Annotated in this window: 23 protein-coding genes and 1 tRNA gene; 9 read left to right on the forward strand and 15 right to left on the reverse strand. The window is 49.5% G+C overall.

Features of this window, described 5'->3' with window-relative positions; all coding sequences use genetic code 11:
• Positions 1–14 precede the first annotated feature (14 nt).
• Both AC5FXQ_RS06900 and AC5FXQ_RS06905 read right to left on the reverse strand, forming a co-directional pair.
• A complete protein-coding gene (locus tag AC5FXQ_RS06900; RefSeq protein WP_007654587.1) occupies positions 15–323 on the reverse strand; it encodes a hypothetical protein in 309 nt (102 codons plus the stop codon).
• Positions 324–398: 75 nt separating this feature from the next.
• Positions 399–674: a hypothetical protein gene (locus AC5FXQ_RS06905; protein ID WP_299990561.1), complete on the reverse strand. Its 276-nt coding sequence runs from the start codon at positions 672–674 to the stop codon at positions 399–401.
• 197 nt (positions 675–871) lie between these two features.
• Here AC5FXQ_RS06905 and AC5FXQ_RS06910 point away from each other — a divergent pair.
• Positions 872–943: transfer RNA gene (locus AC5FXQ_RS06910), tRNA-Glu, on the forward strand.
• 183 nt (positions 944–1126) lie between these two features.
• Here AC5FXQ_RS06910 and AC5FXQ_RS06915 read toward each other — a convergent pair.
• The 7 genes from AC5FXQ_RS06915 to AC5FXQ_RS06945 all read right to left on the reverse strand — a co-directional run bounded on the left by AC5FXQ_RS06915 (position 1127) and on the right by AC5FXQ_RS06945 (position 9841).
• Positions 1127–3796 carry a cation-translocating P-type ATPase gene (locus AC5FXQ_RS06915; protein ID WP_493601751.1) on the reverse strand — a complete coding sequence of 890 codons (2670 nt, stop codon included), beginning with the start codon at positions 3794–3796 and terminating at the stop codon, positions 1127–1129.
• A gap of 584 nt (positions 3797–4380) precedes the next feature.
• Positions 4381–6225, reverse strand: coding sequence for a PLP-dependent aminotransferase family protein (locus AC5FXQ_RS06920; protein ID WP_493601752.1), 1845 nt, complete (start codon positions 6223–6225; stop codon positions 4381–4383).
• A gap of 169 nt (positions 6226–6394) precedes the next feature.
• Entirely contained in the window at positions 6395–6556 is a 162-nt protein-coding gene (locus AC5FXQ_RS06925) for a hypothetical protein (RefSeq protein ID WP_493601753.1), read from the reverse strand.
• 201 nt (positions 6557–6757) lie between these two features.
• The gene (locus AC5FXQ_RS06930) at positions 6758–7432 is read right to left on the reverse strand and encodes a site-2 protease family protein (protein WP_493601754.1); all 675 of its coding nucleotides are present in this window, start codon (positions 7430–7432) and stop codon (positions 6758–6760) included.
• Between the two features lie 17 nt (positions 7433–7449).
• Positions 7450–8061 (reverse strand): MarC family protein, encoded by a 612-nt coding sequence (locus tag AC5FXQ_RS06935; RefSeq protein ID WP_493601755.1) that lies wholly within the window; start codon positions 8059–8061, stop codon positions 7450–7452.
• A gap of 200 nt (positions 8062–8261) precedes the next feature.
• Positions 8262–8651, reverse strand: coding sequence for a DUF2255 family protein (locus tag AC5FXQ_RS06940; RefSeq protein WP_493601756.1), 390 nt, complete (start codon positions 8649–8651; stop codon positions 8262–8264).
• Between the two features lie 20 nt (positions 8652–8671).
• The gene (locus AC5FXQ_RS06945) at positions 8672–9841 is read right to left on the reverse strand and encodes a serine hydrolase domain-containing protein (protein ID WP_493601757.1); all 1170 of its coding nucleotides are present in this window, start codon (positions 9839–9841) and stop codon (positions 8672–8674) included.
• A gap of 1463 nt (positions 9842–11304) precedes the next feature.
• Here AC5FXQ_RS06945 and AC5FXQ_RS06950 point away from each other — a divergent pair.
• From AC5FXQ_RS06950 to AC5FXQ_RS06960, 3 genes are all read left to right on the forward strand, one after another.
• The gene (locus AC5FXQ_RS06950; protein WP_493601758.1) at positions 11305–14469 is read left to right on the forward strand and encodes a T9SS type A sorting domain-containing protein; all 3165 of its coding nucleotides are present in this window, start codon (positions 11305–11307) and stop codon (positions 14467–14469) included.
• Positions 14470–14607: 138 nt separating this feature from the next.
• Complete coding sequence (locus tag AC5FXQ_RS06955; RefSeq protein ID WP_493601800.1) at positions 14608–15306, forward strand: protein-L-isoaspartate(D-aspartate) O-methyltransferase; 699 nt, start codon at positions 14608–14610, stop codon at positions 15304–15306.
• Between the two features lie 165 nt (positions 15307–15471).
• Positions 15472–16353 (forward strand): DUF3078 domain-containing protein, encoded by an 882-nt coding sequence (locus AC5FXQ_RS06960; protein WP_493601759.1) that lies wholly within the window; start codon positions 15472–15474, stop codon positions 16351–16353.
• A 13-nt stretch (positions 16354–16366) separates the two neighbouring features.
• Here AC5FXQ_RS06960 and AC5FXQ_RS06965 read toward each other — a convergent pair whose 3' ends face one another.
• The 5 genes from AC5FXQ_RS06965 to AC5FXQ_RS06985 form a co-directional block, all read right to left on the reverse strand.
• A complete protein-coding gene (locus tag AC5FXQ_RS06965; RefSeq protein WP_493601760.1) occupies positions 16367–16765 on the reverse strand; it encodes a DUF983 domain-containing protein in 399 nt (132 codons plus the stop codon).
• Positions 16762–17460 carry a TonB-dependent receptor plug domain-containing protein gene (locus AC5FXQ_RS06970; RefSeq protein WP_493601761.1) on the reverse strand — a complete coding sequence of 233 codons (699 nt, stop codon included), beginning with the start codon at positions 17458–17460 and terminating at the stop codon, positions 16762–16764. The genes AC5FXQ_RS06965 and AC5FXQ_RS06970 overlap by 4 nt, the downstream gene beginning before the upstream one ends.
• An 11-nt stretch (positions 17461–17471) precedes the next feature.
• Complete coding sequence (locus tag AC5FXQ_RS06975) at positions 17472–17708, reverse strand: carboxypeptidase-like regulatory domain-containing protein (protein WP_493601762.1); 237 nt, start codon at positions 17706–17708, stop codon at positions 17472–17474.
• A gap of 155 nt (positions 17709–17863) precedes the next feature.
• Entirely contained in the window at positions 17864–18616 is a 753-nt protein-coding gene (locus tag AC5FXQ_RS06980) for a DUF72 domain-containing protein (protein WP_493601763.1), read from the reverse strand.
• A gap of 6 nt (positions 18617–18622) precedes the next feature.
• Complete coding sequence (locus tag AC5FXQ_RS06985; RefSeq protein WP_493601764.1) at positions 18623–20101, reverse strand: Do family serine endopeptidase; 1479 nt, start codon at positions 20099–20101, stop codon at positions 18623–18625.
• 259 nt (positions 20102–20360) lie between these two features.
• Here AC5FXQ_RS06985 and AC5FXQ_RS06990 point away from each other — a divergent pair, with 259 nt between their 5' ends.
• The 5 genes from AC5FXQ_RS06990 to AC5FXQ_RS07010 all read left to right on the forward strand — a co-directional run bounded on the left by AC5FXQ_RS06990 (position 20361) and on the right by AC5FXQ_RS07010 (position 25985).
• On the forward strand, positions 20361–21776 hold the full coding sequence (locus tag AC5FXQ_RS06990) for an APC family permease (RefSeq protein ID WP_493601765.1): 1416 nt from the start codon (positions 20361–20363) through the stop codon (positions 21774–21776).
• A 189-nt stretch (positions 21777–21965) separates the two neighbouring features.
• Entirely contained in the window at positions 21966–22529 is a 564-nt protein-coding gene (locus tag AC5FXQ_RS06995) for an SAM-dependent methyltransferase (RefSeq protein WP_493601766.1), read from the forward strand.
• 148 nt (positions 22530–22677) lie between these two features.
• Positions 22678–23112 (forward strand): hypothetical protein, encoded by a 435-nt coding sequence (locus AC5FXQ_RS07000; protein ID WP_493601767.1) that lies wholly within the window; start codon positions 22678–22680, stop codon positions 23110–23112.
• A gap of 103 nt (positions 23113–23215) precedes the next feature.
• Entirely contained in the window at positions 23216–24664 is a 1449-nt protein-coding gene (locus AC5FXQ_RS07005; protein ID WP_493601768.1) for a M14 family metallopeptidase, read from the forward strand.
• 88 nt (positions 24665–24752) lie between these two features.
• On the forward strand, positions 24753–25985 hold the full coding sequence (locus AC5FXQ_RS07010) for a nucleoside recognition domain-containing protein (protein ID WP_493601769.1): 1233 nt from the start codon (positions 24753–24755) through the stop codon (positions 25983–25985).
• Between the two features lie 72 nt (positions 25986–26057).
• On the opposite strand, the gene AC5FXQ_RS07015 is transcribed toward AC5FXQ_RS07010, so the two are convergent.
• Positions 26058–26519: a YybH family protein gene (locus tag AC5FXQ_RS07015; protein ID WP_196119779.1), complete on the reverse strand. Its 462-nt coding sequence runs from the start codon at positions 26517–26519 to the stop codon at positions 26058–26060.
• Positions 26520–26533 lie beyond the last annotated feature (14 nt).

Genomic DNA, 26533 nt, shown 5'->3' on the forward strand with positions numbered 1-26533 from the left:
AGAATGGTTGCTTACTAAGCCTCTAAATCAAAATCCTGGTCAGCTACATATTTGGCTACCAGCACAGCACCCAGCGTCACAGCACCAGCCGTCAGAATAAGCTGTGTCGTGCTCATACGACGGGCGCCCTGCAGTACCAGTTTTCCTACATCGTGCAGTAGTTCAGGCAGTTTATCGTGTTTGCCCTGGAACACATGCATAGCCGACTCCACTGTTTTAGACATATCATGTGGCTGTAGAAGTTTGAGAGCGCTTTGTTCCTTCTTGCCCTGGCTTTGTCCGCCATTGCCGGCATTCTGGTTGCTCTTGTTATCGTTTTCCATAGTTATACTCGGTTTCGTTTAGGTATTAAGTTCAAGTGATTTTCTTATACGGCATTATGCGCGACAGGATATCACCTACCCTTCTGCACGACCACCGTACTTGGTGATCATCTCGCTCATGCGCTGCATCAGACTGTCGGCGCTGATCATCATACTGGCCGGAAATCCTACTGACAGGTCACTGATCTCAAGCGACTTTGCCTCAGGGTTATAGTTGAAATTGGCATTGACACCCTTCTCGTTTATGCGTCCGCTGTTGCCCTGCAAATTCATGCCATAGGTCTGAAGCTTGCTTTTCAGTTCATTGTAAGCCTCAGGCGTTACACCGGTATATAGTGCTCTTTTTGACATAGTATTTATCTCTTTTATGGATGAAAGTATAACGGCACAAGATAAGACGAAGTTTACAAAATTTACCGCTCGTTATCCGTAAGAATCGCCTGTCAGGGCATCAGAAGTGGGAACGATGCAGTAGTTCTACTTTTTTGAAAAATAATTTTGCATCCTAAAATTCGGCTTGTATATTTGCACCCGCAATACAGTAGCACGGTCCGTTCGTCTAGGGGTTAGGACTCCAGATTTTCATTCTGGCAACAGGGGTTCGATTCCCCTACGGACTACTGAAAGGGAAAAGTGATTTTGAGAATCGCTTTTCCCTTTTTCTTTTTCAACCACTTTCTACTCCAGCCTGAAAAGGTATCCATACTGTAGGTTTAGGATTTATCAGATGATTTAATAACCCTCTGTTTTGCCACTGTTCCGGATGGATTAGAAACAGTGGCTGAGGAGCACTAGACTCAACCTTACCTTTTGAAGATTTTCCTATCGATTTTTACAACAATAAAAACCAAACTCCCTGCTGCAATAGAAATCAGCAGGTCCTGTGCTGACAAAGGCACAAGTCTGAAAAAGCTCTCCATAAACGGCAGATAGATAACGGCGAGCTGTAGTAGGATAGCGGATACCACCACCACTACCATCAGTAGGTTCGTGCCGATGGCTAGCGGGGAGTAGGCCGAAGAGCGCAGAGCAAGGGCCTGGAAAACCTGCGCAAACCCCACGGTCGCAAAAATCATAGTCTGCCAGGTCAGGTCCTCAGGGTTGTTAGGGTTGTAGTAGTACAGGGCCAGTCCGAGCGAAACCGCCGCAATGGTAACGCCGACTACTCCCATCTGGTAGAAGTCTTTTCTCTCCAGCGCCCCTTTCTCCGGATTTCTCGGTGGTCTTCTCATGGTATCCTTCTCCCCAGGCTCCGTGCCCAAACCCAGGCCGAGCAAGCCATCTGTGAGCAGGTTCAGCCACAGCAGCTGCAAGGGCTGCAAGGCGATGACCATACCGAACAGGGGAGCAAGGAGCATGATCAGCACCTTGCCGATGTTGCCTGCCAGAGAGAACTTGATGAACCTAATCAGGTTGTCGAATATCACCCTGCCTTCCTCCACAGCCGCGACAATGGTCGTGAAGTTGTCGTCGAGTAACACCATGTCCGCTGCTTCCTTGGCCACGTCGGTTCCGGTTATGCCCATGGCTACCCCAATGTCAGCCTTTCGCAACGCCGGGGCGTCGTTCACCCCGTCGCCCGTCATCGCCACGACCTCTCCCTGGCTCTGCAAGGCGCTTACAATCCTTAGTTTATCCTCCGGGGAAACGCGGGCATAGACAGAGGTTGTTTTGGCCAAAGCCAGGAGCTCCTCCTCATCTGCCTGCTGCAGCTTTTGACCTGTCACCGCATCAGACTGCTCCGTGAACAGCAGCTCACAGCCTATTGCCGAGGCAGTCAGGGGATGGTCGCCAGTAATCATGATAGGCCGGATACCTGCTAGCTTGCAATTCTCAACGGCCGCCTTCACCTCTTCCCGTGGCGGGTCTATCATACCAGTAAGGCCTACGAACACCAGCTCCTGCTCCGTATCAGCGCCATTGCTTGGCGCCTCCAGGCTGCGGAAAGCGAGTCCCAGCACCCGCATGCCGTTTTGGGCCAGCTTCGAGTTTGCCTCCAGAATCCGCTCCCTCCACTCAGCATTCAGCGGCACCTGCGAGTTGTTCACCCACACATACTCCGAAACACTCAACAGAGAGTCAGGCGCGCCTTTGGTGCAGAGCAAAAAGGGAGTGTTCTGAAGCGGAAGTAAATAATCGGGTAAATCACCCTCCACTTTATGAATGGTGGACATCCTTTTCCTGGTGCTGTCAAAAGGCACCTCATTCACCCTCGGCAGGGTTTCGTAGAGGTGCTCTTTACTGATTTCTCTTTTCGCGCCGGCTATGAGCAAGGCGGCCTCTGTAGGATCTCCTATGACCTGCCCGCTATCCGACTCTGCACCGTGGTCGAGCGTGGCATCATTGCACAGAACCGAAATGGCAAGGGCGAAGTCCAGGTCATCTGCTGACGCACTGTCCATTTCCGTCATGGCGGAGGGGTCTATCTCCACTGACCGCTCCGGCAGGTCCACCACCGTCACTGTCATCTTGTTCTGGGTAAGGGTGCCTGTCTTGTCTGAGCAGATGACCGTGACGGAGCCCAATGTCTCAACTGCAGGAAGCTTTCTGATCAGCGCGTTCCGTTTCAGCATGCGCTGCCCGCCCAGTGCCAGTGTGATGGTGACCACCGCAGGAAGCCCCTCAGGAACGACAGCCACTGCCACGCTCACAGCTGTGAGGAACATGTCTGCGGCAGCCTCCCCCATAAGCATCCCCACACCGAATACAAGTGCGGCCGCTGCGGCGCCGAACAGGGCAAGCATCTTGCCGAGTTTGTCGAGCCTTTCCTGCAGTGGGGTCTTGCCTGACTCAACGGAGTCTATGAGGTTGGCGATTGTCCCGAGCTCGGTCTGCATCCCTGTGGAGACGGTGACACCAACCCCTCTTCCATAGGTCACCACCGTCCCCATGTAAGCCATATTCTTTCTGTCACCCAGCGGGAGGTCCCCTTTGGGTATTGGGTCAGTGTCCTTGTCTATAGGCTCCGACTCACCTGTCAGGGCTGCCTCCTGTATTTTGAGGTTGAACGCGTCTATCACCCGGAGGTCTGCCGGGACCACGTTGCCTGCCTCCAGCTCTATTATGTCTCCAGGCACCAAATCGGTTGCTGACACTTCCCTGACTTTCCCGCCTCTTCTCACCCGCACTTTCGGAACCACCATACGGTTCAGCGCGGCCATAGCGCGGTCTGCGCGGTACTCCTGGAAGAAGCCGAGAAGCCCGAAGAGCAGCACGATAGCGAGGATGGCCACCGCCTCGGTGGTCTTGCCAAGGAAAAGGGAAAGCAGCGCGGCGACTATCAGGATAACCACCATGGTCTCTGTGAACTGCTGGAGCAGCATCTTGAGAGGATTTTTCCCTTTCTTTTCCTCCAGCTTGTTTGGCCCGACCTCCCTCAGGATAGCCTCTGCACCGGCATCTGTAAGGCCTGTAGCTGATGTCCTCAATTCAGAAAAGACCTGCTCGCTTGTTTTTGTATGCCAATTGTTCATAGAGGTTCGATTTACATCACCAATATAAGTTGCGGTTCCATCACCATTAACTTCTGAAACTACATTATATCCTTAAGGGATACTGAAAATGTTCGACTTGCCTTTGGGGCGCTCGAAACAATTCACTAGAAGTTACAGAAAACTGTCTGGTTGTGCTAAGGTTGGTAATCTACCTGTCTTCAAACGCTCAACTCATAAAATCAGCCCACTTTTTAGTCGATTTCCAATTCGGTTCAGGTATAGGAGGTATTCGGGAATATAGGAAAGTGATATGATCTGAACTCTCGTAGCCTCTCTAACTCAACCACTCTAATTTCTTTAGAGACGTACATGTGGTTCAATAGCCACAGAAAAACAGGAGATGTTGCATCAAAGGAGTTATCTATCCCTCATCCTCTACGCCACATCCCTAAGTCTGCCGCTGCGTTCTTGAAGTCACCTGGCACTACGGAGGTGCCTTTTATACGAGCTACCGTTTCTTCAACCTCTTCCAATGACAGAGCACCCGTGCAGACTTCCCTGATCTACCAGACCTGAACATCAAGCCCCATTGCTACAGGTTGCAATGGGGCGTTGGTGATGGCTTAAATTTGCTCCACAAAATCCAGAAAGACTTTTTTATGAAGTTCAAGATCCATATCAGGAGATAGTGCTACACGGGCAATGTAATCTTTGTCGTCTTCTTTCGTCGTGCCTTGCGTGGATGTTGCGGGTATCGTCCAATAGCATCCTTTCAGTTGCCCATAGCTCACACAGTATTTACTTTCGTGGGGAATTTCCTCGATCATTAAGTTGATCAGCTTTAGATTTAACGCTCTTTTATAAGCTTCCCTTTCTGCATCGGTATCTCCTTTTGTAGGAAGATCCAGTGAAAACACGGATGGCGTAAATCCTTCCTGTGCCAATTCTTCTGAAACAAAATTGATTTTAGCCGCTGGTAAAACTTCCTTGATAAAGTTTACATAGTCACGTGTGTTCTTATAAGCATCTGCAATCCGTTGATTCATGGAAGGCAGTTGCTCTGCCAGTATCTCCATCTGAAGATCTGTAGCCTCGTTGTCGCAGAGTATCAGGTGCTTTTCTATTTTTTCAAGCAAAGCTTCTGCTTTTGTGTTTGCTACACAGTAGCCGGCAGTAACTTTTCCGCCACTAGGAAATTTCGACCCGCTAACGTAAGATATGATCCTGATCGCTGAGAGTATATTATCCTCACTTGCGAATTGTACATTAGGACAAAATGTCTGATCCAGGATAAACACCGGATCTATTGCGACTTCACCGGCTGCAGTCTTACGCTCTTTACTTAAAACATCTCTCAATTTTTTAAGATCCGGAACTTCGACCCTTGGGTTTGTTGGAATCTCGGCGATGATGTAAGGGACAGCATCCTGGCTGGCAATTTTATCGAGCACGGTATCAATGCTTCGCACCATATCATGCTCCCCATCAACGAGTAAGTCCACCACTTCAACATTATCCAAACAAGCAGCTACCCGTCTTGCCTGGTCGTTTGTGCCACCATAGCAATTGGGAGGAACAATAAATCTGATTCCCTTTCCTTTATGTTTTTCCAGGGCCTCGTGTACCAGTCCCATCATAATCGCATACTGCATAGACAGTCCGGAAGAAGCAACCAGTGCTTTTGCATTGGTACCGGTGATCTTTCTGATTGACTCTAAAACACGTGCGTTGTTCTTCTCGACGTCACGCTGCTCATGATTGGAAGAATCTTTCCCTGTCAGCTTCTGCAGGGCAGCAAAACAATTAGCCGGAGTCATGGCAATTGTTTCTCTTCTTCGCACATGCTGTATTTCTGAGATATAGCGCTCGTTTTGTTCACCATTTACCAACAGGATACTTCCAAATTGAGAATGAACCTGGACAAAGAAGTCAATATTCGGGTAGAGGTCAACTTTACCAATCTCATCTTCCTGCGAAACGAAAATGGTACTGCCGTTAAACTCAGCAACCTCTTCTGCTTTTTCAACCTGCTTTAAATCAAACTTATAGCCATAAACATGCTTCAGAACTTCAGCATCGAAAGCATCTGGTAATTCACCGGCATATAGGATCTGTGTGTTCTTACGGTCCAGTAAGTTTTTCCTGAGAACTGCTAAAACAGGAACCGTCCTGGAAGAAAAGCTGATGACATGCTCCGGTTTCAGATCATTCAGCTTAGCAATACTCCATTCCAGTACTGAAGATAATGGATGTCCTAACCGGATGTAATCGAAAGCAGTGGGTAGTGCATTGAGCGCTGATGTTTCTGAATTGCTGTCTCTAAACAGGTTTTCAAACTGCTCTAAGAATTGGGTTTTGGCTAATTCTTCATTATAAATATCCAGCCGATGGGTTGTTAGCTTCACCCAGTCAGTTGGCATGTTTTCTAATACATCTTGTATATAGTTAAGCACTTTATTTCCTTCCATAATTTTTATCTTGAGATAAGCTTATAAAATACAAAGTAGTAGAAAATATAATTTCCTGCCTAGTTTTAAAATGATAGATAAGATGCTAAACCATCACTACTGGTTATTCAGTGGTTTACTACATCAAAGGAAGGAATCACATAATCTTCCCGAATAGAAAGGGACAAGCTTAGTCTTCTGATGTAGGTGGCTGATCAACTTCATCATCCTTTTTAGATGCATTACGTTTAGCTTTTTTTGCCGCGGTCTTTAGAGACTCCTGATGTTTCTTCCTTTCCAGAAATTCTTTTTGGCGCTGCTTTTTTTGTTGGTCTCTTGCTCTGGTACTCATAACCTGATTTATTTTTACAGTATCTAATCTTGAGCCTTGCTAAGCCCTACTATCCATAATGTTTTTATGCAAAGTTGGGCCTCCTCCAAATATTTACGTACAGCCGCTAAATCCCTGTAGATAAAGTTCAATAATTCATTCCTCTGAATACTAAAAAGCCGCTCCAGGTATACCTGAAGCGACAGCTAAAAGCATCATCTCTTACAAAGGTACTTTCGGGTAGTTGTGCACTTCTATCTCCTGACCGCTCCTGCTGTTCACCAGGCGGCTAGGCCGATTCTGCTGCGCCACCTCATGTGCTCTGGCCATCGCCTGCTCTTCGTCTTCAAAAGTCTGTACCAGTTCCCTGTCATGATCCAGCACGCACCACTGCTTTTTCTCCTCATCCCACTCCACCCGGTAAGTTCTCAAGAGTGACTTGTTCCGGATCAAATCAAAGATAACTTTCCCATCGCTCTCGTTGCCATCCGGGTAAGGCATAGGCAGCAAAGCGAAAAAAATATAGTAGAGCGAGAAGTAAGTAAACTGGTAAGTCAGCATTCCTGGCTCCAGCACCTCGTTCTCGATAAGGAAGATTGCCGCAAGAGCAGTAAGTGCGTTAAATAATGCCCCACCTGAAAAGATGACGATATTGGCAAAGCGGTGGTTCCGCTTCAGGTTGTCAAAGGAGCAGAGCCCATACCAGAAATAATATTGCCGTACCTCCAGCATACCCAATCGAAACAACACTTTACCCGACCCAATCGACACTTTAATGTTTTTGCCACCCATCAGCCAGGCAAAGAATACATGCCCCGCCTCGTGCACAAAAGAAATAACAGGTAGTACAAGGAAGAAAGCTAGAAAAAACTTAGGTAGATCATTGACTCCAAACATATCTTCTGGTATACGTTTTACATCATCTCGGTTGTCACCAGGTTCCTTATACCTGATACAATCATATCGATGCCGATGGCGCCCAGAAAAAAGCCGTTGATGCGCAGCAATAGCTCCATGTTCTTGTCGAAAGCAACCTGCACTTTTTTGGAGCGCATGCTATGGCGTATATTTTTCAGGCCCATGATAATTGCAAAGTTGACCAGCATAATACTAACCAGCGACAGCACCCCCTGCCACAGCACCAGCTGCTCTGACATCAGAACGGTGAGCGAAATGGTACCAGCCCCCACCATAAAGGGCAAAGCAATCTCTGAGGCCAGATCGTGGAGGTCGCCTTTTATCTGGATGAAGGCTTTATTGCCCTGCACGATAAACATATAGGCAAACGAGAATAGCACCACGCCCCCGAATATCCGGAATGATTCAAAATTGATGCGGAATACTTTCTGAAACACCAGGTCACCCAGCAGCAGAAAGACCAGGAATATGCCGAAGGAAATGCTGCTGGCCTTGATAAAGACTGTCCGGAAGTCTTCATCCGACAGATCTTTCATGATGGGCTTCAGGTATAGGAAAAGCGCAAAGGGGTTGAGCATTACTAAAAAACTAACTATCGCTGTAATCATAAATATCAGGACTGGTTGAGCGTGCCTTTAACTACGCAGCACAGCACAGGTAGATATGAAAAAAGCAGGTGAAGCTTTGCTAAAGCTTCACCTGCTTACATCGGGACCTGGTGAATCACCACCCCAATTTAAAATGACAGCCAACCCTAAGGCCAGGTTGCGTGTTCAGATCATATATTTAGAAGAGGAACCAGAGCCGGTTAAGTCGACTGATTATCGAAAATGAACTCCATGGTATAGTCGTGGTACTCGGGCTGTGTAATTCCCGCTACATAAGGCAGATTATGCTCTTGCGTGTACTTAGCTTTGTAGGCTTCGTCTACCAGCAGGTTCAGGTCAGGGTCTCTCACCTGCTCCCCTCTCACGTTCAGTGCATTCTGGCCATACTGAATCTGCCCGACTCCTTCTTCCAAAAAAGCAGTGAACCAGCTTCTGTTACTTTTGGCCCAGCTTCGGGCAAATACCCTCCCTGCTACTTCGACCATCCAGATGTTCAGAAAAGTTTCGCGTATTACGCCACCTTTCACACCTACGAGTGTGGAGGAGCCCAGGTAAGAAATAAAATCAGTCGGAAAGTGTTGTTGCTTCATGATCTGTTTGCTGATGAAATTTAGCGTGCACTGGCTACCTGCACCTGTTTCTTCGTGTTTTTCGGTTGGGCAGGATACATAAAATTGCGCACGTCCTTCATGTAGTTCAGGCTGCCGTTGGTCAGGTTGCTGAGTACAATGATGGAGCTGTGATCTTTCGGGTTGCGCAGGAAATAAGTGTTGAAGCCATGCCACAGGCCGCCGTGATAGATTACAGTGTCGCCACTCTCCACCTGCTTCAGACGAAAGCCAAAACCGTAGGACTCTGCTCGTTTGTTGACCTTTCCGGTTGGCGTAAAAGCCTCCTCCAGCGTTTCGCGCTTCACAAGCTTTTGGGTATAGAGCGCCTGGTCCCATTTGTAAAGGTCCTCCACGGTAGAGTACATACCTTTATCCCCTAATACGGTGTCCTGGTAGTCGGGCAGGCGCTTGCGGCGACCACCGATGTGCCCCGTAGCCACACGGCCGGTTTGGGTGACCAGTTCGTGGTTGAAGGTATAAGTGTTGTGCATTTTGAGCGGCTCAAAAATGTGCTCCCGCATAAACTCGGCAAAGGGTTGTCCGGAAGCCTTTTCTACCACAGAAGCCAGCAACGCATAGCCTGTGTTACTGTAGCTGAAGGTACGGTCAGGCTGGTAATAAATGTTGGGTTTGTGCACGGCCATCATGCTCAGCACATCGTCGTTGCTCAGGTCTACTTTACGGTCTGGCCAGAATTCTTCACTGAAATAGGTATAGTTGGGCAGTCCGGAGCGGTGCGTGAGAAGTTGGCGCACAGTTATGCCATTGTAAGGAAAATCAGGAATGTATACCTGCAGGCTGTCATCGTAGTTGAGTTTGCCCTGCTCTTTCAGCATCATGACGGCCATGGCCGTAAACTGCTTCGAAACGGAGGCTAGCTGAAAAACCGTCTGGGTGCTGAGGGTGTCTTTCGTCCTGAAATCAGCGTAACCGAAAGCGCCGCGATAAATGATCTGGTCATACTTGGTCACGAGCACTGTGCCATTGAACCCTTTTCTTTTATGCAAGTGCGTAAAAAGGGAATCTACCTGTTTGCCGAGTTTAGTCGCAATGGTGGGTGTAAAGGTTTCAGGCACCTCTACGTGCAATTCACAGTCCTCCTCTACGATCAGCTCTTCGTTCTGAAAGCCGGAGCAGGCACTAAAAGATAGAAATAAAGCGCACGCCACCACGCTCCGGTTTAAAAGCGACTGAATGTTACTAAAAGCCATACCTGAAATATACCAACAAGGGAAATGAGCTTTAAATATAAAAGAAGTTTCTGATTTTCCGGATAGGAAATTTCACAAAAGTGAAAAGCCATGCCGCATGGTAAAAGGGTTTCAAGTAGAGATGCATTATGTATGCCTGATGCTAAGCACACCGGAATCATATTTACATCATCCTTTGTGCAAGACTAAATTTCCAGATTAAGTTAAATGCCACCAAACTGTGTAATTGCACTGAACATAACCAGGCACATTAGTTCTTTCGCGAAACATTGCCTCAACAAACTAACTTACAGCGCATTAAGAGTATAATTCTCGTACATAAACTGTGCAATAGCAGAATCCCTGCCCCTAAAATTATTCACAATACCACTTGATGAAATTGCATATTCACCATTTTTTTAATCTAATTTAAAAAATTTATAAAATTCATGTAAATAAATTTAATGCAATATCGTACAGCGAACTAAGAAAACTCATAATGAACTATAATAGCATGGTTTTCAAAGCATTTTGTTCCCCGTAGCGCAACCCCTATATAGGATAATTACTATTTAAGGACGCTAATAAAACTCTACTATGAAAAAAAACTTACTTCTCCAGTCGATCAGCTTCCAACTCCATTCCCCAACACCAATCTAGGTAGCTGAATCACTGTGCCTCGCATAGGCAAATAATCAAAGTACATACTTTCATCATCTTAACAGGCTTGCAAAGCTCCTGAGTGGCAGCGCCTTGTCGATATTTTTTACCATGTTTAAAATTATTTCTTCGATTGCTTACATGTTACCACTATGAAAAAAAATTACACTTACACAATTCCTGAATTTCAGAGTTACTACAGCTCTACCCGGCTGTGGCGTCTTTTTGCCTTTAGCCTTCTGTGCCTTTTGCTTTACCCGGTTGCAGGGCTTCAAGCAAATACGACAGCTAACAGTAATATAGCAACAGATCAGTTGTCCGTGACCATTGAAAACCACCTTGGCCCAGGATGGATTACTTGTAATCACGAAAAAGTAACTCTATCAGCAAGAGTCTACCTAGACGGAGTTCATCAGAATCCTGAGGGTTATTCCTTTAGCTGGGTCGGACCGGAGGGCTACAAATCGGCTGGTTCTCAGATTGCTGTGACAATAGCAGGGGAGTATGAACTTACTGTTCAAAACACCTCGGGTTTGTCCGCTTCTGCTAAATACTTAGTACGAGGTGTTGCAGGTGCTGCAGGTGCTGACAAAGTGCTTAGAACTTCAGAGACCTCCGTAAAACTGTCTGCTGACCCTTCACACTGGGCTTGGTTAGAGTTTACACCATCATGGACTGCTAGCGACGGAGGCAATATTATTTCTGGCGCGGATACCTTTACCCCAAGCGTTGACGCACCAGGCACTTATACTTTAACCTTAACCCATACTTCTGGCTGTACCATGCAAGACGCTATGGTGGTAACTGAAGCAGAAGATGTTTTAGAGGTATATATCGGCCGTGGGAGTGTGTTACAACTTGATTGTTATGGCACACCTATTGTCGCATACACACATGTTTACCTGAATGGGGATGATGTAACCGAGGGCCTCACCTACCAGTGGTCTGGTCCTAATGGTTTTTCGTCAGAAGGGTCAGGGCCAACCGTATCAGAACCAGGTGATTATACAGTTGTAGTAACACACCTTGCCACGGGGTTAACGGCAACTGCTACACATCGCATTTCGCAAAGACCTAGACCTGAGGGAAGTGCAGGACCCGATAAAGTACTGACACGCGACAACCCCACAGTTACACTCGAAGGTTCGGTTGTAAATAACTCCGGGCAACCCATATGGTTTGCCAGCGATGGGGGCAACTTTGTTTCGGGCTACAGAACGCTTAACCCGATTGTGGATGCCCCGGGCACCTATACCTTAAAGCTTCAGGATGGAAGAGGATGCTCCACAGAATACACGGTGAAAGTTACCCGTGAAGAAGAAAATACATTGACTGCACGTATCGATTATGGCTCTGAGAAACAACTTGATTGTGATCGCAATCCTATTACACTAAATGCCTACGTTACACTGAATGGAGAGGAAATAACAGAAGGGATTACGTATAGTTGGACTGGCCCTGATAGCTACTATCCACAACTACAGGCAGTACGCGTTAATCAACCTGGGGAACATACACTTGTGGCTACACACATAGCTACTGGAGCAACAGCAACCGCGACACTGACCGTTTCTAGAATGCCTTCTCCCGAAGGAAGTGCAGGCCCCGACAAAGTGCTGACACGTGAAAACCCTACTGTCACACTCGAAGGGTCCTTAGTAGAAGAGTCAGTGGTAAGTGGTTTGTATGAAGTAAGATGGGATGCCATTGATGGAGGAGAAATTGTTTCGGGTCACTGGACATTCAACCCGGTCGTCGCTAGTCCTGGTACTTATCGAATGTCAATAATGGACCGTATAAGCAAGTGCACATTCAGAGAAGATGTAATAGTTACCCGCGAGGGGGAAATTCCGCTTGTGGCTTTTATTACATCTTCAAATACCCCTATGCTTGATTGTTCTCGTTCATACTCCATCAATATGACTGGCCACGTTCGAGTAAATGACCAACCTACATTAGAAAACTTATCGTACCAATGGGTCGGCCCTGATGGGTTTAGCTCAAACGAGAAAGAGATTGCTGTCAAAATACCTGGTAATTATGTTCTTACGGTAACAGATACCATCCGTAACCTTTCTACTACATCCGAGCCATTTAGAGTTGGCACCTATGATGACCCAAAGGGTAGTGCTGGTCCCGACAAAGTGCTGACCAGCCAGAACAGCACCGTCACCCTGGAAGGTTCAGTTAGTAGTGGCTCCTCCGTGCTATGGGTCGCAAGCAATGGGGGTAACATTGTCTCAGGCGAACGAACACTCCATCCAGTGGTGAATGCACCGGGCACTTACACAATAATAATCACTGATACTGGAGGCGAATGCAAATTTGAAGATTCTGTAGTAGTTACCCGTGAGGAGGAAAATGTATTAGCTGCCGAAATTGGCTTTACAAATGTTCCAGAGCTTGATTGTGCTGGCTCTAATTCTGTGACAATGATTGGTTTCGCTTATCTCAATGAAGAACCTATACAAGAGGGAATTACCTACCAGTGGAGCGGACCAAATGGATACACTGCTGATAGCAAAACTGTTACAGTAACCGAACCAGGTGATTATACTTTAGTAGTAACTGAGACAATCGGATATTTAACCGCATCAAGCAGTTATACAATCAATCCGCCTGTATACCCTACCGGCAGCGCCGGTCCCGACAAAAAACTGACTTGCCAAAATAGCACTGTTATCCTTGAGGGTTCTGGTAATGGTGCCGTGATATGGTTGGCAAGCCATGGGGGTAATATTGTATCAGGCGAGCGTACGTTTAACCCGGTCGTGAACACCCCAGGCATTTATACCATGGTAGTCACCAATGTAAAAAGCGGCTGCAAAATTGAAAGTGAGGTAAAAGTTATCCGTGAAGAGGCACTTACGGTAAGCGCTATCGGCGGTCAGTTGGATTGCACAACCGGCACCCTGCAACTGACGGGTTCATCCTCTGCTGAAAACGCAAGCTATACCTGGACTGGCCCGAATGGTTTTACATCCATGGAGCAAAACCCTACCGTGAAAGTGGCGGGCACCTATACCCTAACCGTTGCCGACAAAGACAGTGATTGCTCCGGCTCTACCAGCGTTGTGGTAACGCCTGCCTCAACCGGGGTGCAGATAACGCAGCATACTATCGATTTCGACAACCAGCCAAGAGGCCTGATCTCAAGCATCAATACCGAAGCCGGACCAGTGGCTATAACAGGTAGAAAACGTAACCCGGACGGCTCGTTTGCAGCCGAGAACCACGCAGCCATTTTTGATTCGCAGGACCCAACCGGTGACGATACCAACCTCTACACCACAGATTGGGGCCAGGTATTGATCATCAACCAATACCTGAACGACTACCCGGATGCAACCCAGTGGGGCGGTGAAATGATACTGGATTTCTCGGCCATCGGACCTGTGACGATGGAATCCTTTAGAGTAGTAGGCGTGGATAATTTTGAGGACCTGTCATGGGTATACCTCTACGATGGGGATGGTAAAGAGCTGAACAAGGTATACCTGAAGCCGCTCGGCATGAACAGCAAGCAACTTGTCAACCTGGGGAATACCAGAGGTGTTATGAAAATGAAAGTGGTGCTGGATGGCAGAGACGGGTCTGGCGATTTTGCCGGGTCGGCCGCTATCGACAACATCAAGTTCCACAGGGAGACAGCTACCAACACTCCTTGTAATACAGAAGTCACGAACATTACACATGCCAAGGCCTACCCTACTTCTTTCAGCGAGCGGTCAAAAATTGAGTTCATTATGCGTGAAACTGATAACTACACCATCAGCCTTTATGACACGCAGGGCATGCTGATTAAGCAGCTACAAACAGGTACCGCCAGAGCAGGCGAGTTAACCACAGTAGAAGTGCATGGCCAGGAACTGAAAGAAGGTATGTACTTCGCCAGACTGGTGAGTGAGAAAGGCTCGCATACATTTAAACTGGTGTTGAAGCGATAAGCCATAACGCTGTCACACTTCTTTTAAAAGCCCCGTCTCCGCTGGAGTCGGGGCTTTTTAATAAAATAGCCTGAGTCAACTTCTTCTTATATCAGAAGTATACAAAAGAAGAGGTTTGATGTGAAGGTTAGAGGTGTGATGGGATCTCCGATTAATATAATTATTTTCATAATACTGCTGTTAGCTCCCCTACAGGAAGACGCTTACAAAGCGCAGCGAGAGCAAATGGTCGAACAGCAGATCAAACGGCGCGGAATAAGTGACAAAGCCGTGCTGAATGCCATGCGCTCAGTCCAACGGCACCTCTTTGTACCTCCTCCCATCGCTGCAGAAGCCTACTCTGACGGCGCATTGCCCATAGGGCTCAAGCAAACTATTTCGCAGCCTTACATGGTGGCTTACATGACGCAGATGATCAGACCTAAACCAGATCTGAAAGTGCTGGAAATCGGCACCGGCTCTGGCTATCAGGCTGCTGTGCTGGCCGAACTCGTGAAGCAGGTATACACCATCGAGATTGTCCCGGAGCATGGCCAGGCGGCTGCAGCACGACTAAAACAACTGGGCTATGACAACGTGAAGGTCAAAATAGGCGACGGCTATGCCGGTTGGGAAGAGCATGCGCCTTTCGATGCCATTGTCGTGACGGCCGGTGCTGAGTCTGTTCCCCCTCCCCTGTTTGAGCAACTCAAAGAGGGCGGCCGCATGGTTATACCTGTCGGTCCTGTGTATAGTACCCAAACCCTCAAGCTGATCGAGAAGAAAAAGGGCAGAGCTGTGACCCGCAACCTGATGCCTGTCGTTTTTGTACCTTTTACAAGAGAAGGACAGCGGTAGTCATCTCACCTCCTGAATAAACAGGAGAAGAATAAGCAGCGGCATCTGAAAAAACATACCCATACCTGCAAAATTGCGTAAGCGCTATATAGTAACCAGCAGGCATAGCTATTATCCTATGCTTGCCTGACTTCTTATAACCCTTTTGCCATACAAAGCTTACAAATGCAGAAAATTCTTCTTTCCTTCCTGATCATCTTCTTAACGGTAACTACAGTATCGGCACAGGTAGAAGCCGACACCACCTGGCGCAGAACTTTTTCGGCGGGCATCAACCTGAACCAGGCCGCCTTCAGCGACAACTGGAAGGCGGGCGGCATCAGCTCAATTGCTTTCAATTCGCATCTGGATGCACGCGCCGATTATAAACTGGGCAAAACCTCCTGGGACAACGCTGTGCAAATGCAGTACGGTTTGCTTAAAAACAAGGGCGAGGAGCAGCGCAAGAGCATCGACCGCATCTTCCTGGACTCCAAGTATGGCTATGCCATCTCTTCGGACTGGAACACCTTCGTGTCAGCTAATTTCCTGTCGCAATTTACCAGGGGCTATGAGTATGACGTAGACGCCGATGGAAACGACCGGCTTATTTCAAACTTCCTGTCTCCAGGCTTCCTGACTTTTGCGCTGGGAGCTGAATATAAACCGAACCCTTATTTCTCGCTTCGTCTAAGCCCTTTTGCGCCCCGTTTCACTTTTCTGGCAGATGATGCAGTGGCAGTGAATGAACGATACGGTGTGCCGGAAGGCAAGAGTGTGCGCACAGAGTGGCTGGCTGCTATGGTGCAGGCAACCTATAACCGCGACATCTTTACTAATGTCAACCTCAGGCTGAACTACATGTCCTACATCAACTACAAGGAACTATCCGGGAAACGCATCGACCACATGCTTAACTCCACCCTAACGGCTAAGGTAAACCGCTATATTAACGTCAACCTGATGGCCAACTTCATCTACGACTACGATCAGGACAGCGATGTGCAGTATAACCAGTCACTCGGCCTGGGTATACTCTATACCATGCAGGGTTTTACGGTGCGGTAGTGCGTTTAGCGTTTCAACGATGCATTTTATTGGGGATTTCACTGCAGGGGCCCTCGTAGCGCACAAAAATGTGAATGTAAAGTGAGCGCGACCATCTGAAAATCACCGGCAACAAGCCAACCACCACTGCTGCCACCACCCCGATCATCATAGCCATAGTGATCTCCTCCACGAATTGATAGAGGATGAAGAGACACACAATGAAGATGGCCACATTGAAAGCGAAACTCACGTACATGGCGCCATAATAAAAGCCTGGCTCCGGCTCAAACTCCTGTCCGCAGCAGGGGCAGTTGGTGTGCATATCGGCAAACCTGGTGGTGTAGAGTCCGCTCCTGAACATTTTGCCTTCACGGCAGCGCGGGCATCTGTTGAAGATGATACTGTATAATGCGGAGTTTCTGTTGCTCATGCTGTGTCTTTCTCTGATGTTAGGACATACTTTTCAAAGGTACGTTTTTTAAGAAACAAGGCACAGCAGTGGCCTAAATTTACAGTACTAAAACTCCACGATAAACCCGAGCGTGGGCACCAGATTGCCGTCGTCGTTTTAGAGGAAAGCGGCCCCTTCAGCGTTGCTGCAAACTCCGAACCGCTCAGACGGACGTTGCCCGAAAAGCGCTCCGGGTTGCCGTAGCGCTGTCTGAACTCAAACACTGAGGCCAGGGCATTGTCGTAACGGGCGTTGAAGGCAGAAGAACTCACTTTCAGATCCTCTATAAAGGACACGTTGAGTATACCTGTCGCACCACCGGCGCTGCCTTGTGTGGTAAAGTGGTTGATCAGCGGAATTTCGATGCCATCGAGGTAGTACACATTCTCGCTCGGTGCGCCGCCACGGATGATGAGGTCGTTGCGACTACCCCCGCCTGTGCCGCTGGTGGCTACCCCCGGCAGCACCTGCACCACTTTCGAGATGTCAAAGTTGCCACCCGGGTTGCTGCGGATCTCCTCTGTGCTCAGGCTCTGCACCGACAGGGGCGTCACAATATCGGCGATGGCCGCGCTCTGTCGGCGCCGTGCCACCACTTCTACTTCACCCAGCTGACTCGAAGCCGGCACCAGTTCAAAGTTGATGATCTGGGCATTGCCTGAGGTTACGTTCACGTTGAATTTACTTAGTGGCTGGTAGCCAATGTATGAGCTCTGTAGGTATAGCTGCCGAGCGGAATGTTATCGATCCTGTAGGCACCGCTCTCGTTCGTGACCGCTCCCTGTTGCGTACCCACCACCTGCACCGACACCCCGATCAGGGCTTCCTTAGTGTTGGCATCACGCACAGTACCCGTTATCACACCCGACTGTGCAAAACTGAGGATAGGGAAGAGAAGCAAGAAGAAGATTAAAAACCGCATGCTCAAAAGGCTAAATCACATCGCAGGTATTACACACTTCCACCCGAAATGTTTAGAAAACCCTATATATTTTTAGTTGCTGGATTTACAGGGATTTACGACCTATTATGATCTTCTAATGCTTAAACACTTATAGATCTCCTGCTTCAGAAAAACTACAATTCAATTATAAACTGCCGCAGCCTGTCGGCATTTAGCACGGCATTCCCCAGTATGGTATTGTTAAAGAACACCCATACCTCCTTGTCGTCTTCCAGCCAGTCTTTCACCATATAGGCATAACGCTCCAGCTTTTCGTCGGAGTAAGACGAGGAATACATTTTCTCGTCACCGTGCAGCCGCAGGTAGGCAACATCAGTGGTCGTGACTTCAGTGCCCGGGAATCGCTTGCCGGCATTGGCGATGACAGTGGTGATGTTAAAATCACGCATCAGGTCAAAAGACTCCTCTGTGAACCACGAGACGTGCCGGGCCTCCAGCGCAAAGGGCTGCTCCGGGTACAACTCCCGCAAGGTATGGTAGAAGTCACCGGCTATACCTTTGTCGAAACGGAAGCTGCCGGCGATCTGCACCAGCACCGGCCCCAGCCGTTCACCCATGAGCTGGTAGCGCGACATAAACTTCTGCAGCGGTTCCTCTATACCTTGAAATTTGCGCTTGTGTGTTATCTCTTGATGCAGCTTGGGCGCGAACCGAAAATGCGCCGGTGTCTGCGCCAGCCATTTCTCAATGGTTTTGGCCATGGTGAAGTGGTAGAAGCTGCTGTTGATTTCTGTGGCATTGAAGCGGGTGGCATAGTGGCTGAGAAAGTCCGCCGACTTGAGTTCGGGTGGGTACAGCACTTCCCGCCAGCGGTAGCTCCAGCCGGAAGTGCCGATGTATAGCCTGCTTAGATCCGTGTCCGTCATCTGCCCTTAAGCACCCAGCGGGAAGTTGAACACAAAGGCCGTACCGTCTGGCGTAATGCCATCCAGCCGCACCATGCCGCTGCGCGACGCTGCCAGCGATTTACTGATGTCGGCGAGACTGTTCACAGGGCGCCCGTTCACACGCGCAATCACAGTACCCTCCGGTATACCTGCCGAATCGAAGAAACCGCCCGGCTGAATCTTTGTCACGTATACGCCTTCGCTTAGACGATACTGCTTTTTCATACGGTCGGTGAGCGGCGCGAAGTTGGCACCCAGTCGCGCCTCCAGGCCTTTGGCGGCGCTGTCGCTTACCGTTTCCTCTTCCTCGCCTTGCAGCGTCACGGTAGCCTTGCGCTGCTTGCCGTCACGCAGCAGGGTCAGGTTCACTTTATCACCCGGGTAGTAGCGTGCTATGCGCTCCGATAGCTCAGCCGACGAATTCACCTCTATGCCATCTATACCTTGTATGATATCTCCTTCTTTCAATCCGGCTTTTTCGGCACCGCTTCCTGGCTGTATGCCCATAATGTACACACCGCTTACTTCACCCGGATCGATGCCTCGTGCCCGCAGCATCTGGTCTTCCACGGCGGGCACCGGGAAGTTCACGCCCAGAAAGCCGCGACGCACCCTGCCATACTTCTGTATATCTCCTACTACCTTTTGCATCAGGTTGACAGGTATAGCAAAACCATAGCCTGCATAGCTGCCAGTTTGTGAAGCAATGGCCGTGTTGATGCCAATCAGTTGCCCCGATGTATTCACAAGTGCACCGCCCGAGTTGCCCGGATTGATGGCGGCATCGGTCTGGATGAAAGACTCAATGGCGGTATTGGCCACCTGTGCCGGATCCACGTAGCCACCCTGCCCTGGCCGGTTGAGGATGCCGATGCTGCGGCCCTTAGCGCTGACGATACCTGCTGTAACAGTTGAGTTGAGCGAGAGCGGATAGCCCACCGCCAGCACCCACTCCCCTACCTGCACCTTATCCGAGTCACCCAGCGGCACTACCGGCAGATTACTTGCCTCCACTTTCAGCAGGGCCAGATCTGTGCTGGGGTCCGTTCCGATCAGCTTCGCCTCAAAGGTACGGCGGTCGGGCAGCACCACTTCTATACCTGATGCCCGGTCGATTACGTGATTGTTGGTGACAATGTAGCCGTCTTTGGAGATAAGCACGCCAGAGCCTGATCCCCTGGCCGGCGTAGATTGCTGTGGCATCCCGAAGAGTTCATAGATCGGGTTGCGCCCTGTTTGCGCAGCGGTATACAAGGTTTTGATGTGCACCACAGCCGGCGTCACGCTAGCAGCGGCAGGCACAAAATCCGGATTCCCAACCGATGACACCACCGGTATAACGGAAGGGTTTTCGTTGTTGAAGTTCCCGTTTTGTTGTGAACTGCCCTCGAAGAGTTTATACCCCACAATGGCCAGCACGGCAGAAAGGATGGCAATCAAAAAAGTGCCGACAGCTTTTCCCATAAATATTGATGTTTTATCACTTGCTTTACCGATTATAACACGACCGGGTTGGCTGAAAGGCAGATTAGAGTTCATAACGGCTTTTTTTGAGAATAGAGTGAACATTTATTCCAAAGGCTATACCTGATTTGTTCCAATCAGTAAACCTCTCTATATACTACTTACTCTTTAAAAAAGCGCATGGTTTACAACTTAGATCATGTTACCGTCCGTAAACAGTGGGTCAGAGACAATGAAGCCTACACCTAGCTATAAAACTATGCCTAACCTGAACGAAGACTACCCTGCGGCAGACGCGACGCTCGCTTCAACACAAACGGAAGTTTCAGCTGAAGAAAAACCCAAAGCAGAACCCAGACCCGCCCTGAGCATGTTCGATGCCATCGCCGTGATCGTGGGGGTGGTGGTGGGCGCCGGCATATTCCGGACACCTTCGCTGGTGGCTGCCAATGTGGAGAGCGGCACTATGTTTCTGACCACCTGGGTGCTGGGCGGACTGGTTTCGTTGATCGGGGCACTCTGCTACGCCGAGTTAACCACTACTTTCCCGCATGCCGGAGGCGATTACCACTTCCTGACAAGGGCCTTCGGCAAAAGGCTGGCTTTTCTGTTTGCATGGGCGCGCATGAGTGTCATTCAGACCGGATCTATTGCGCTGCTTTCTTTTATCATCGGCGACTACATGGCCCAAATCTACAGCATCGGGGAGCTATCGTCGGTCATCTATGCGGGACTGGTGGTGGTCTTGCTCACTACGATCAATATTGTGGGCGTCAGTTTCGGCACAGGCGTGCAGCGCTTTCTGATCATACTGGAGGTGCTTGGTATACTTATAGTGCTGGGAGCGGCCTTCCTGTTCACACCTGATGAAACGGTAGCAGCAGGCAATGCAGGTACAGGCAACGGCACTTCCATGGGCCTGGCCATGGTGTTTGTGCTGCTTACCTTCGGTGGCTGGAATGAAGCAGCCTATATTTCTGCAGAACTCAAGAGCGGACGCCGGGGTATGGCCACCGCCCTGATCGCCAGCATCGCCGTCATCACCCTGATCTACCTGCTTATCAACCTGGCCTACCTGCATGTGCTGGGGCTGGAGGGGATGGCCGCCTCCGATGCCATAGCAGCTGACCTCGTACGCGTGACCCTAGGTGACACGGGCATGGTGTTGATCGGCATCATTGTGACGCTTGCCGCCCTCACCTCTGCTAATGCCACTATCCTGACTGGTGCCCGAACCAATTATGCCCTTGGCCGTGACTTTCCGGTTTTCAGCTTCTTAGGCCAATGGAACACCAAAGCATCCTCTCCGGTGAATGCTTATGTAGTACAGGGGATAGTGTCGCTGGCGCTGGTCGGATTGGCTCTGTTCACCCGCAACGGATTTGAAACGATGGTGGAGTACACAGCGCCGGTTTTCTGGTTCTTTTTGCTGCTGGTAGGCATCGCCCTGTTTGTGTTGCGACGCAAGGAGCCCGAGCGCCCGAGGCCTTTCAAAGTACCGCTATACCCTGTGCTGCCGCTTATTTTCTGCCTCACGAGTGCTTATCTGTTTTACTCCAGCCTGATGTACACCGGCTTAGGTGCTCTGGTAGGTATAGGCGTGTTGGTGGTGGGGGTGCTGGTGTTGCTGTCTATACCTCGCATCCAAAAACAGAAAGATAAAAAAGCAGTGTAACAGCGGGGTTGCTTAAAGGAATCTTACTAAAGGATACATAAAATGCCACAATCAAGAACTACTGATCCCGGCTGCACGTAAATACACCCTGTGTGCGTTTCTCCTCTCCTAATGAGACATACTATCACAAAACCGCTCACCTTATACCTGATATTTTCTTAAACGGATTACTAACTTAATGAAAACAAGATGAGAGCAATCAGAAATTCGCTGTGCACACTCGTGCTGACACTTTTCGCTTCTGCGGCATTTGCCCAAACCACTGCAACACCTAAGCTGGACGTGCCTTATGTTCCAACTCCCCAGAAAGTGGTGGACGCCATGCTCAAACTGGCTAATGTGTCGGACGGTGATGTCGTGTATGACCTGGGCTGTGGCGATGGGCGTATCGTGATCACGGCGGCCAAGGAGCACGGTGCCACAGGTACTGGCTTCGACATAAACCCGGAGCGCATCAAAGAAGCTAATCAGAATGCCCGTGAGGCCGGCGTGACCAATAAGGTGAAGTTTGTGGAGCAGGACCTGTTTAAAGTGGACTACAGACCTGCATCGGTGGTGACGCTATACCTGCTGCCAAATGTAAACATGAAGCTTCGTCCGGTGTTGCTCGAGCAGCTGAAACCTGGTACCCGCATCGTGTCTCACGCTTTTGACATGGGCGACTGGGAGCCGGAAGAGACCCAAGTGATAGACGGATCTACGATCTATCTGTGGACTGTTCCAGAGAACAAGAAAATCGGAAAAGGCCGCTAATAACAGCTATACCTTACTAAAAAGCCCCGTACACTTCGCGTGTGCGGGGTTTATTTTTGCCTGCTGATTACTAATCAAAATAGAGGCGGGCATCTGAATTGATAATTAAATCCCTATATTTACGGCAGACAAAACCACTATCACTGATATGGAGACAGGATTACTGCATTTTCACTCGTTTATGGCCTATCTAGTAATTTTAGGCCTTCTTGTAAGCATCATTTTTGCCTTTATGGGCATGTCCGGCAACAAGCCGTTCACAGAAAAAGATAGAAAAATGGGTCTTTTGGGCCTTATACCTGCGCACCTGCAGTGGGTACTGGGCGTAGTTCTCTACTTTGTGTCGCCACGAGGTATTAGTCTTGCCACTGAAGGGTTCATGAAGGAGTCTGTTCAAAGACTTTATGTATTGGAGCACCCGCTGACCATGATCATCGCCGTTGTGCTGATCACAGTAGGTTATGCCCGTGCCAAGCGTCTGCAGGACGATAAAAAGCGTTTCAGCAGCATCGCTATATTCTATACCATTGCTCTGATTCTGGTGCTGGCCCGCATTCCTTGGCATGCTTGGCCTGGCAACTAAGCCAACAAAGATCCAGCCCCATTCTATAGGGCAGCGCCTCCCCTTTCAGGTATAGCCCTGAAGCGGGAGGCACTTTTTTTAGAGAGCATTTTAAAAAGGTACGATGAATACGACATCCTCAAACAGCAACACACCAGCTGCTATTCAGGAGCTGGGCCAGCAACTATACCACAGCCACCACAAGTACAAGGAACCAGCATTGCGGCACCGGCGCTTCCGTCACCGCGATATTGTGCCCCTGATTGAGCAGCTGCAGGAGCAGTCAGCCTTCGAGGTGCAGGTGGCCGGCCACTCGGTGCAGGGCCGTTCGATCTACCTGATAAAAGCTGGCACCGGCAAAACAAAGGTTATGCTCTGGTCGCAGATGCACGGCGATGAGCCCACTGCCACCATGGCCCTGTTCGATCTGCTGCACTTCCTCAACCAGTCCGACGAGCTGGATCAGGTACGGAAACACATACTGGAGCACCTGACACTTTATATTGTGCCGATGCTCAACCCGGACGGAGCCGAGATGTATACCCGTCGTAACGCCTTAGGTATAGACATGAACCGCGATGCCCTGCGTCTGCAGAGTCCGGAATCAGAACTGCTGAAACAACTGCGTGACCAGTTCGAGCCGGCCTTTGGCTTTAACCTGCACGACCAGAGTCGCTACTACACAGCCGGCTACACGGCGCGTCCTGCCACTATTTCGTTTCTGGCTCCGGCCTACGACCATGCCCGCAACATCAATACAGTACGTGAGCGTGCCATGCGTACCATCGCCGGTATGGACCATGTGCTGCAACAGTTTATACCTGGACAGGTAGCTAAGTTCAACGACGAGCACGAGCCAAGGGCCTTTGGCGACAACATTCAGAAATGGGGTACCAGCGTGGTCCTGGTGGAGTCTGGCGGGCAGCACGGCGACCCGGAAAAGCAGCACATCCGCCAGCTGAACTTTACAGCTATCCTCTCGGGGCTATACCTGATTGCCGAAGAAGCTTACCAAAGCTTCGGAGTGGAAGCCTATGACCGTATACCTGAAAACCAGCGTCACCTTTACGACCTGGTGCTGCGCCACGTCCGCCATACCGACAACGGCCGCGACACTATCCTGGATATCGGCATTAACCGACTGGAAGTGGACGCACCCAATCACCTCGGCTTTTACCATAGCAGTGCAGTAGAAGAAATTGGGGATATGAGTGTGTTCCATGGCTACGAAGAACTCGACGCCAATGGGCTTACCTTGGTGCCCGGCAAAGTATACGAGCAGCCCATCGACAGCCTGGACGAATTGACAGAGAAGTTGGGTGCCGAATTGCTCAGGCAGGGCTATACCACCATTCGGGTGCGCCACTTGCCGGGCGTATTGCCCGATCCGACCTCACTCCCCCTCAACGTGGCAGGTATAGCCAGCATCGTCAACCACCAACTGGCGCTCGACGAGCCGGCGAACTTCATGCTAACAGATGACAAAGGACAAAACAGGTATGCTATCCTGAACGGATTTGTATATGACCTGCAGGGTGAGCGGCCGGAGCTATTTCATGGAATACTACATTAGGCAGCAATATAATTTTGTCGCCTAAAGCCCTTCCCCTTTTGGAATCAGTTTGTATCTTACAGACTGATTCCAGACCAACCTTTGCTTCATGGTATTAAACTATCTGTGGGCGGCCTTCTTTCTGATCGCCTTTGCTATTGCTTTGTTCCAGCTCATCGTTTTTCGCGATGTAGAGATCTTCCAGAAACTCGTTACCAGCACCTTCGACAATGCCAAGCTCGGCTTTGAGATTTCGCTCGGCCTGACCGGCGTCATGACGCTGTGGCTGGGTCTGATGAAAGTAGGTGAACGCGGCGGCATCATCGCCATCTTCTCCCGACTAGTGGCGCCATTCTTCAACCGACTCTTCCCGGAGATCCCGAAGAACCATCCTGTGTTTGGCTCCATCCTGATGAACTTCTCTGCCAACATGCTGGGGCTCGACAATGCCGCCACGCCTCTAGGACTGAAGGCTATGAAAGAAATGCAGGAGCTCAACCCGATCAAGGACCGAGCCTCCAATGCCCAGATCATGTTCCTGGTGCTCAACACTTCCGGACTCACTATTATCCCAATCAGTATCATGGTATTCCGGGCACAACTGGGCGCGGCTGATCCCTCTGATATTTTCATCCCTATTCTGCTGGCTACCTTCTTCTCGACGATGGTCGGTTTGATCGCAGTGGCTTTGTACCAGCGTATCAATTTGTTCAATCCTGTCATCATGGCTTATATAGGCACTTTGCTGCTGCTAATAGGCGGATTGATTTATTACTTCAGCACCATTTCCCAGGAACAGGTCAGCGTCATCTCACAGGTGGCCAGCAACGTGATCCTCTTCTCGATCATCATTTCGTTTGTGGGTCTGGCGCTCATCCGAAAAGTGAATGTATATGAAGCCTTTATTGAAGGCGCTAAAGAGGGTTTCACAGTGGCCATCACCATTATCCCCTACCTGGTAGCCATCCTGGTGGCAATTGGTGTGTTCCGTACTTCCGGTGCACTGGATATGATCGTGGATAGTATAGGCTATCTGATTGCGCTTACCGGTGTAAACACAGACTTCGTTCCTGCCCTGCCAGTAGCCTTTATGAAGCCGCTGAGCGGCAGCGGCGCCCGCGGTCTGATGGTCGAAGCCATGAACACCTACGGCGTTGACTCTTTTGTGGGACGTATGGCCTCGGCTTTCCAGGGTTCGACTGAAACAACCTTTTACATACTGGCGGTATACTTTGGCTCTGTTGGCATTAAGCGTTCCCGCTATGCCCTGACCTGCGGTCTGCTGGCCGACTTCGCCGGTGCTATTGCCGCCATCTTTATCGCTTACCTGTTCTTCCACTAAGCATCAGGTATACCCATAAAAAAAGCGGCTGCCCATAGAGCAGCCGCTTTTTTTATTTTCAATTTTAACCTTCTAATTTCGGGCAACAACTGGGTGTCCTTCCAGCTGTGCGTAGCTTAGCTTCCAGTTACCGTCACTGGCCTTTTTCCAAAGCAGCATAAAGTTGCCTTCACCAAGGCCACGGGGTTCGCCGGGGCTGACCGGGAGCACATCTACTGAAAACGTACCAGCCTCGTAGGCGATCTGTGTATCAGTACCGGAACTTACCGGGTAGGTTTTCAGGTCGGCAATGGTGCCCATGGTTTCGCGCACCCACTTGTCCGACACTTCAGACTTACCTCTGTAAATTACCTCGCCCTGCAGAAACTGCACATCCTCGGCCATCATCGAGATCACTTTGTCAGAGTCCCGAGCATTCCAGGCACTGATAAACTCCTGGTTCAGTTCACGGACATCCACTGACTCTCCTCCATCAGACTTCGCGCACGAAGCCAGGAAGAAAAGGGCAAACAGGGTATAAAGTATATTTTTCATGATTTCTAAATTTT

The sequence above is a fragment of the Pontibacter sp. LHS1 genome, assembly GCF_058932855.1.